Genomic DNA, 9,277 nt, shown 5'->3' with positions numbered 1-9,277 from the left:
AACGAATTAGATTATACAGATATTTTTAACTATTGATTGCATTACTTATAATAGCTGCAAGAGTGCTATTTAGCATACCACAAAGATAACATTTTATTCTTATTTCACAATAAAAAAAGCCAACTAAAAACTCAAAACTTTTCCTTGATTTCACCCCCAAAATGTTGTATCTTTGCACTTTCCTATCAGATGACCACTAACCACTAACCACTAATCACTAATCACTAATCACTAACCACTAACCACTAACCACTGACGTCTGACAACTAAAAACTCACTAATGACTTTTAAAGAACGATTTAGCAAAATTATACATGGCAAATGGCTCTTCAAGTATAGAGTCGTGATCATGAACGAATCTTCCTTGGAGGAGGTCAAAACCTTTCGCCTGAACCGCCTCAATGTCTTTGTATATAGCAGCCTATTTGCAATCCTGATGATTACCCTCACGACCTTGGTGATCATCTATTCCCCGCTTAGGCAATATATCTTAGGCTTCTCCGAGGCTGACCAACGCAAACAAATCGTGGATCTGACCTTCCATGCCGACTCCCTACAGCAGCGCATCGCCAGCAATGACGCTTATTTCCTTTCGCTCCAAAAAGTTCTCACTGGGGATATAGAACCTGATAAGATCAATAAGGACTCCGTGCTTAATGCGGTGCAACAAGTCCCTGCGGAAGTGGATCTCCAAGCCAGCGAAGAGGAAATGAAACTCCGCTCAGAGGTAGCCAATGAGGAACGCTACAATGTCTTTGACGTGGCTACTGCCAATACCCGCAAGGCCTTCTTCCCGCCTATCCAGGGTATGATCTCCAATGAGTTCAAGGTCGACAAACGCCATTATGGGATCGACCTTACCGCTGCCGAAGGCACCCCTGTCAAGGCCATAGGCGAGGGTACCGTTATTTTCGCAGAATGGTCTGCACAGACAGGCTTTGTGCTGATTATAGAACACCCACATAACTTCGTCTCTGTATACAAGCACAACGCCTCCATCACTAAGAGACAAGGCGACAAGGTGCGCGCCGGGGAGGTCATCGCCCAAGTAGGGAATACAGGTGAACTCTCCACGGGTGTCCATCTGCACTTTGAACTATGGCATGAGGGCTACCCTGTAGATCCTCTTAACTATATGAATATCAAATAATCACAACACAACTATCATGAGTCTAAAGAGCTTTATCGCCCGTAAGTGGGCTGCCTATATACGCAAACAGATAGACCGCTGGGCTGCTGATCCTATCGCAACCCAAGAGAAAGTCTTCCGCTCTATTATCCAAAAAGCCAAACATACCGCTTTTGGGCGTGATCACCACTTTGAGGAAATTCACTCCTACGAGGATTTCGTCCAGCGAGTGCCTATACGCGATTATGAGGCGCTAGCTCCCTATATAGAACGGGTAAAAAAGGGCGAAGAAAACATCCTTTGGCCTGGCAAACCGCTTTATTTTGCCAAGACCTCTGGCACTACCAGCGGGGCTAAGTATATTCCCCTGACCAAGGACTCCATGCCGTATCATATAGAGGCGGCACGCAATGCTATTATGTGCTATATCGCTGAAACAGGCAAGGCCGATTTTGTCTCAGGCAAGATGATTTTCCTACAAGGGAGCCCTATCTTGGAAAAGAAGAATGGCATCCGCCTGGGTAGGCTGTCGGGTATCTCTGCGCACTATGTGCCTAAATACCTGCAAACCAACCGTATGCCTTCGTGGAAAACCAACTGTATTGAGGACTGGGAAACGAAGATTGATGCCATCGTAGAAGAGACCATCCATGAGAATATGACCCTCATCAGTGGAATCCCCCCTTGGGTACAGATGTATTTCGAGCGTCTCCAGCAGAAATCCAAAAAGACAGTGGGGGAACTCTTCCCTAACTTTCAGCTGTTTATCTATGGGGGTGTCAATTACGAACCCTACCGCCAAAAGTTCGAACACCTTATCGGTCGCAAGGTAGATAGCGTGGAGCTATACCCCGCCAGCGAAGGTTTCTTCGCTTATCAGGATACGCAAACGCAAAAGGGGATGTTGCTGCTGCTCAATGCGGGTATTTTTTACGAGTTTATCGAAGCGGATACTTTCTTTAGTGAAAACCCCAAACGTATCTCCCTCAAGGACGTACAGCTGGGTGTGAATTACGTACTTATTGTCTCCACCAATGCAGGCTTATGGGGCTACAACATGGGCGATACGGTGATGTTCACCTCCCTTAAGCCCTATCGCATCGTGGTAACAGGGCGTATCAAGCACTTTATATCAGCCTTTGGCGAACATGTCATCGCCAAAGAAGTAGAAGAAGCCCTCACCGAAACCCTTGCCCAACAAGGAGGCGAAGTGAGCGAATTTACCGTAGCGCCCCAAGTCAATCCCCCAGCAGGAGAACTCCCCTATCATGAGTGGCTCATTGAGTTCGAGCAAGCCCCCAAGGATATGGAGGCTTTCGCCAATACCCTTGACCAAGCCCTACAAGCACAAAACAGCTATTACAAAGACCTGATAGAGGGCAAGGTACTCCAGCGCCTACACATTACCCCTGTGGCCAAAGGCAGCTTCGCCCAATACATGAAATCCCAAGGCAAATTAGGAGGTCAAAACAAAACCCAACACCTCGCTAACGACCGCAGCATTGCAGACAAATTAAGTGAAAAATGAAAAATGAAGAGTGAAAAGAGACATTCTTCTTTTTTCATTCGTCACTTGCTGTTAGCCACTTGTCATTCGTCACTAATCACTTGTCATTATCGTCCCTCTGCTGGCGCGTTTCTTGCAATTCGTGCCTATCATACCCGCAACAACCTGCCAAGTAGCGCAATACAAGTGTCTGCCGCCCCTCTGCTGGCGCGTTTCTTGTAGCTCGTGCCTATCATCCTAAGAGCTTGTAGCTCTATAACCAACTGAGTAGGCCCCGCTGGCGCGAGTTTGCAACTCGTGCCCACAATACTAAGAGTTTGCAGCCGAGAAAGAACAATCTACAAAAGAACGATATGTCAAAGAAAGAACTTACCAAGAAAAGAATCTGTTTTGTCCTTTATGGATATAAGATAGATGTATTAACTCTTTTTGATAAACTTCTTCCTTTTTATGAAGAGAAAAATTACCCTTTAAAATCAGTTAGATATGACTTTTTGAAGGATAAAAGTTATAGAGATGAAAAGCTATCTATTCTAAAGTTTCAAGAAAAGAGAAAACAATCAGATTATAACACAGCTGAAAATTACAGTTCTTTTAATATTTTTCTTGCTGATAAGCAAGCTGAACCTCTTACTAGACACTATTCATTAAGTTATAATGAGGAAACTATAATACTAATGTTTGATGCTGTTTATGGAAAAGAAGATATCATGTTTTTCTTTAAAGAATCTCTCTCTTTTTTATTGAAAGATACTACAGCTTCATTAGGCTATTTGTTTTGTCAAGAGGGTTGGACTACTTATGCTTCTGGAGATGAATATGCAGAACATCAAATGTCTCTTTATAAAGAAAATTCAAAGATGTGGGAAAAATTTTTTTATTCCGATGAATTTCCTCATATCAAAAATAGGTATCGTCATATTTACCTCCAGAATATTCTATCAATATATCACGTAGAAGAAATGTTTGATGGGATACCTTTTATTCAATGGGTAGAAAAGAATGCTTATGGAACGGTTGAGAAAATAGGAAAAGAAAACTGGTTATGGACTGTACCTGAAGAGAAACAACACGAGATTCAAGTAATTTTCTATGACAAAGGATTACTTATAGGGGTTGATAGAGAATAGTTCCGTATTGTCTCAAATATACTCTTAAAACCTCAACAACCTGATAAGCAGTGAAATATAAGTGTGAGCCACTCAGTCAATACGAGCCACGCGGGTAGTAAATTAGGGAGGGCTTACAGACTAGAATATTAAAAACAATGTATAAACTAAAGACATCAATCTTCAGGAAAAGTTTGTAAAGGTATAAGATGATAAAAATGAGAATAGAGATAGATAGATTGGAACTTGCTTCTTTTTACAGTGTCCTTTTATACTGCGGTACAATATAGAAACAATGAAAATATATAAAATAAGACCTTTATGTAATCCCATTTACGCTAGTATTCACGCTCAGTTGAGACAACCTTTTGAACAAGGAGAACGAATAAGAGTTACTTGGAATGATTATCTTTCTAAAGGGAATCTCATTCCAGACTTTCTCTATAGCTCATATGTAATATGTAAAAGAGAAATAGCGATGGAACTCAAACAAAAGTTTGAAAGTTTGGAGATAGGAGAGCTAGAATGGCATAAAAATCCAAAAGAAATAGTAGCAAAAGATATCCGTAGATTAAGATGGCTACCTAAAGAAGAAGTGGATTTGGTACATATCTATTCTAAAATCAACATTCCTATATTACCTCAAAGTACTGTAATAATAGAAAAGAAAGCAAATGGTGAAGAATATATAGATTCCTATATAGGAGTTGAATCTATTATTGGAACAAAACATATATTAAGAGAAGAAGAAAAAGGGATATTTATTCAACAAAAGGAAATTAAAAATTTTGATTTCTTTAGAGTAGGTTATCCTCTACTATGCACAGAAAATGTAAAAAAACATATAGAAAAAAGGGGATTTAGTAATGTTGTATTTTTAGAAGTAGGAGATATTATTGAAAACTAAATTTTCATCTCAGTACGCTACCAAGCACTACAATACAAAAGAGTCTAAGCCTGATTATAAGTGTATGAGCGATACCCTTGTGCGAAGAGTTAGAACAGAAGAACATCCATTTTTTAATAATTGGGAATAATGAGAAATATAAAAGGAACTCTATTAGATATGAGTTCTGATACAACAAAAGATATTATCAAACTTATTTTTGATAATGACATAGAAAAACATTCTTTACGAGACTCTTTTTCATATAGTAATTTTAAGAATGCTACTTTTTTTAATTATCAGGATGTTGTTGATGTAATAGCTAAACAAGAGAAAGTTTTTCTACTATTTGAAGGTAAAAACAAAGAACTTTGGGAAGTTAAAGCTGTACACGCAATTGAATATATCTTTTTAGAAGAGGTTTTGGATTATGAAACAGATATGTACTTGTTTAATGAAAATGTTGATTGGGTGATTAGAATTATAGACGAGTTTTCTGATGACAAAAGAGTTATGATTTTTTACCATTAAATATAGATAGCTCCGCTGGCGCGTTTCTTGCAGCTTGTGCTTATAATCCCAAGAGCTTGTAGCTCTATAACCAACTAAGAAGACACTACCCTTAGGCCGTGAATTAGAGAGCGACAGGGCATGAGCAATACGCCCGCACCAGTAGGCGCAATCCATTAAGATGCAGTAATTTGCGTCTTAATGAATTGCACTATACAATTGTCTCTCTACTATTGATTGGCATTTTCACCTTTTACTTTTTACCTTTTACTTTTTATCTTCTATCTCCCCATATACACCAGCAATATGCTTATATCCGCTGGCGATACGCCACTGATACGAGAGGCTTGGGAGAGGGTCGTTGGGCGTATCTTCTTAAGCTTTTCCCGCGACTCAAAGGAGAGGGAAGTAAGTTTGTCATAATTGAAGTGCTCAGGTATGCGAATATCCTCCAAGCGATTGAGTTTGTCCGCATTGTTCTTTTCTTTTTCTATATAGCCCGCATACTTGATTTCTATTTCCGTGTTCTCAAGTACTTCCTTGCTAAGCTGTTGCGCATCGGCAAACTCCTTTACTTGAGGAAGCTCCATAAAGTCGGCCACGGTGATATTGGGACGTGCCAACACCTTAGCCATCTTATCGCCCTGCTTCATAGGGGAAGAGTCATACTTGGCCAAAAGCGGATTAGCCTCTTCGGGGGTAATACTCGTTTCCTTAAAGAACTGTACAAAAGCGGCTGTCTTGGCCTCTTTCTCTTCCAGCAGACGCATACGCTCCTCACTGGCCAAGCCCAAGGCATAGCCCATAGGGGTTAGGCGTGCATCGGCATTGTCCTGCCTGAGCAGCGTGCGGTATTCAGCGCGGGAGGTGAACATACGGTAAGGCTCTTCGGTGCCCTTGGTGATAAGGTCATCTATCAGTACCCCTATATAAGCCTCGTTGCGCTTAAGCACAAAGGGCGATTGCTCTTGTACCTTACGGGAGGCATTGATCCCTGCGATAAGCCCTTGCGCGCCTGCCTCTTCGTAACCTGTCGTCCCATTGATTTGACCTGCAAAAAAGAGATTTTCTACCAGCTTAGTCTCCAAGGTTGCTTTCAGTTGTGTTGGCGGAAAATAATCGTATTCTATAGCGTAACCAGGACGGAGAAACTTCACCTGTTCGAAGCCTGCCACCTTGCGCAAGGCCTCATACTGTACCTCTTCAGGGAGAGAAGTGGAGAAGCCATTGACGTACATCTCTACCGTATGCCAGCCTTCAGGTTCTACAAAGAGCTGATGGCGATCCTTATCGGCAAAGCGGTTGATCTTATCCTCAATAGAAGGACAATAGCGTGGCCCCACTCCCTGGATACGGCCGGTAAACATAGGGGAGCGGTCAAAGCCTGTTCGTAATATATCATGCACCTGCTCGCTGGTATAGGTCATATAACAATCCAGCTGATGCGCAAGAGGCTTTGTTAGTGGCAGGTAGGAGAATTTCTCAGGGTTCTCGTCCCCTGGCTGGGGAGTCATCTTGGAATAGTCCAAAGAGCGGCCATCCACCCTCGGAGGCGTCCCTGTTTTCATGCGGCCTGCTTCAAACCCATGGGCTACCAAGCACTCGGTGATGCCTGTGGCGGCTTTCTCCCCTGCCCTACCCCCACCAAGGGTCTTCAGACCAATATGCAATACCCCATTGAGGAAAGTACCGTTGGTGAGTACCACACTCTTGGCGCGTATCTCACTACCAAGGGAGGTTTTAACCCCAACCGCCTTGTCGCCCTCTATGAGTACCTCGGTAACCATTTCTTGAAAAAAATCAAGATTAGGGAGCTTCTCCAGCTGCAAGCGCCATGCTTCCGAAAAGCGCATACGGTCGCTCTGGGCACGCGGACTCCACATGGCAGGGCCTTTGGACTTGTTGAGCATCTTGAACTGAATGGCCGTCTGGTCAGTGATAATGCTCATATAGCCTCCCAGTGCATCGATCTCGCGGACAATCTGCCCTTTGGCAATGCCTCCCACGGCAGGGTTACAGGACATCTGTGCCATGTTCTGTAGTTGCATGGTAATAAGTAGGGTCTTTGCCCCTGTATTGGCGGCAGCGGCAGCAGCTTCACAGCCTGCATGTCCTGCACCGACTACTATAACGTCGTACATTTCTTTAATTAAAAAAGTTTACTGCTGATTTCACTAAGCATTCAAAAGCCGCTGTTACTTGGGCTGCATTCTTAGTGGTCAGCGCAAAAGGGTTCATGTGAGTATAGGGATAGGGGAAATCTTCTATCTGTACCTCTATGTTGATCGTGCGATAACCGCCCTTAAGGGTATTAAGTGCCTCAATAGGCGGGGCTATTTCGTCTTTTTCTAAGACCAAGGCCTTGATCTGTTTCTCCAATTGGGAAAAGCGCTTTTCTCTTTCCTTCTGGTAGTAATTGTAGCGAAGCATGGTCTTAAACCAACCTTCCTCAAAGTGCTGGTTACTATCCTGATAGTGTCTTAGTCGCGGGTCGGTCTTGAAGTTGGTACTCAATAGCTCGGCAAAGACTTTTTGCATGGTAATGGCCGCTCTCCCGTCCATGATGTACTTGGAAATAGGAAACATACGGTCGGTAGTCATTCCCCCACAGAAGCAAAAGAGCTTGGCATTGGTGAAATAACCCTTGGGATTGGCCATCATCAGTATCGTAGAAAGAAACGAACCTATGGAATAGCCAAAGAGGTCTATATTTGCTGTAGGAGCTATAGTGGGGAGCTGACCTGCTTTCAAGTGGGTCAGTAGCTGTACAATATCATTATAGGTCTGTAAGCCCGACCAGAACAATCGTTGGGGGAAAGCCTCCAAGCGGGTACTTGTAGCGGCATTCACATAGGAGGTCTCACTATTGTCAGGGTATTGTTCTTGCCGTTTTTGGGCAATGGTATACATCTCCTGTCGCGAACTCCAGCGCGCTGGAGCCCTATCCATATGAAAGGCGATAGGAAAGAGGATAGCGGTCTTACCTGTTTGTTGTGCAATTTTGTAAGCCCAAGGCAGGTATTTGTCCCATTTCTTTTCATTAAGGCCATGGAAAAAGACAATCGCCCCATCAGCCTTTTTTCCTATAGGTTGAAGAATATGATAGTGAAAATGAATATTACATGCCACCTCATAATCCACCCAATCCAAATCGTCCTGAGTACGGGTACTCTGTGGGGTAAAAGAAAGGTTGTGTTCCTGACAAGATAGGTGCTCACTCCCAGGTAAGTAGTACTTAGCTCCTTCCGAAAAGAACGGCACATGAGAGATACGGATACCCAAGTCGGGCAACTCCACTTCCTCTCCCTTGTCAAAGGCCTCCTTTAACTGGTTGTATAACTGATAGTACTCCATAACTATTCATTTTTCACTATTCGTTTTTCACTTTCTGTGCTTTCCATTTCGCAATAAACGCTGGCTTGGCACCTCCTTCCTTTTGGGCATAGAGATAGGTCTCCACAAGGGTCTTTTCAGGGTTGAGGTAGCGACCACGGCTCTTATAGCCCTGCATGGTATCTCCAAGGAAGGTCTCGGAGAGAAAGTTAATATCATATTCCTGAATCACCCACTCACGATGGTCTCGTTCTCGCATCATATCCAATGCCCACTGGGTATATTTCACATTATTGACATGGGAATTAACGTCCAAGTCGCTAATTCTCACCTTGAAGTCAGCCACATGGATCATCTCCTCAGGTAGCAATACGCGCTCAGTTTGCATATCAAGCCCTCCTTCGCGACGGGGGTGAAAAAGCGCTTGGCGGTCAGTCATATCAATAGGGCGGCGAGAGGCAATATCCATGGTAATCCAAGTGGAGGTACTCTCCCCTATCTTGCGGTCACCTACATAGAGTTCAAACTGGCGGAAGGCATGCACCCCCTGAACAGGCAATGACCAGGTATGAATGGTTACCCGCTCATTCCACTGTGGCCAGTGATACATCTTGAGTTTCTGCTGGATCAGTGCCCAGAAAAAGCCTTGTTTAACTAAGTCCTTATAGCCAAAGCCTAAGGACGCCGCATGCTCTGCGGCTATATCTTGCAACATACCCAATACGCCATAGAGGCCTAATTGGTTGTTCAAATTCACTTGGGTGCTACGTACTTTATACGTCTCTGTAAATATTGTCATAATC

The 9,277-nt window shown here is 43.3% G+C and carries 8 protein-coding genes; 5 read left to right on the top strand and 3 right to left on the bottom strand.

The window, feature by feature from the left end; all coding sequences use genetic code 11:
- Positions 1-280 precede the first annotated feature (280 nt).
- The 5 genes from HMPREF1154_RS02255 to HMPREF1154_RS02235 all read left to right on the top strand — a co-directional run bounded on the left by HMPREF1154_RS02255 (position 281) and on the right by HMPREF1154_RS02235 (position 5,162).
- The gene (locus tag HMPREF1154_RS02255; RefSeq protein WP_009640898.1) at positions 281-1,150 is read left to right on the top strand and encodes a M23 family metallopeptidase; all 870 of its coding nucleotides are present in this window, start codon (positions 281-283) and stop codon (positions 1,148-1,150) included.
- A 16-nt stretch (positions 1,151-1,166) separates the two neighbouring features.
- Entirely contained in the window at positions 1,167-2,657 is a 1,491-nt protein-coding gene (locus HMPREF1154_RS02250) for a GH3 auxin-responsive promoter family protein (RefSeq protein WP_009640915.1), read from the top strand.
- 332 nt (positions 2,658-2,989) lie between these two features.
- The gene (locus tag HMPREF1154_RS02245; protein ID WP_009640907.1) at positions 2,990-3,766 is read left to right on the top strand and encodes a hypothetical protein; all 777 of its coding nucleotides are present in this window, start codon (positions 2,990-2,992) and stop codon (positions 3,764-3,766) included.
- A 274-nt stretch (positions 3,767-4,040) separates the two neighbouring features.
- Positions 4,041-4,652, top strand: a complete 612-nt coding sequence (locus HMPREF1154_RS02240) for a hypothetical protein (protein ID WP_034566724.1) — start codon at positions 4,041-4,043, stop codon at positions 4,650-4,652.
- 129 nt (positions 4,653-4,781) lie between these two features.
- Positions 4,782-5,162, top strand: a complete 381-nt coding sequence (locus tag HMPREF1154_RS02235) for a hypothetical protein (RefSeq protein WP_009640892.1) — start codon at positions 4,782-4,784, stop codon at positions 5,160-5,162.
- A 260-nt stretch (positions 5,163-5,422) separates the two neighbouring features.
- On the opposite strand, the gene mnmG is transcribed toward HMPREF1154_RS02235, so the two are convergent.
- The 3 genes from mnmG to HMPREF1154_RS02220 are packed head-to-tail and all read right to left on the bottom strand — an operon-like array spanning position 5,423 to position 9,273.
- The gene (gene mnmG / locus HMPREF1154_RS02230; protein WP_009640893.1) at positions 5,423-7,282 is read right to left on the bottom strand and encodes a tRNA uridine-5-carboxymethylaminomethyl(34) synthesis enzyme MnmG; all 1,860 of its coding nucleotides are present in this window, start codon (positions 7,280-7,282) and stop codon (positions 5,423-5,425) included.
- A gap of 4 nt (positions 7,283-7,286) precedes the next feature.
- Positions 7,287-8,495: a DUF6051 family protein gene (locus HMPREF1154_RS02225; protein WP_009640900.1), complete on the bottom strand. Its 1,209-nt coding sequence runs from the start codon at positions 8,493-8,495 to the stop codon at positions 7,287-7,289.
- Positions 8,496-8,511: 16 nt separating this feature from the next.
- Positions 8,512-9,273, bottom strand: a complete 762-nt coding sequence (locus tag HMPREF1154_RS02220) for an acyl-[acyl-carrier-protein] thioesterase (RefSeq protein WP_009640916.1) — start codon at positions 9,271-9,273, stop codon at positions 8,512-8,514.
- Between the last annotated feature and the right edge of the window lie 4 nt (positions 9,274-9,277).

It is taken from the genome of Capnocytophaga sp. CM59, from assembly GCF_000293175.1.
Classification (GTDB): domain Bacteria; phylum Bacteroidota; class Bacteroidia; order Flavobacteriales; family Flavobacteriaceae; genus Capnocytophaga; species Capnocytophaga granulosa.
Note: the sequence above shows the minus strand (reverse complement) of the source record. Positions and strands in the feature narration are given on the sequence as shown.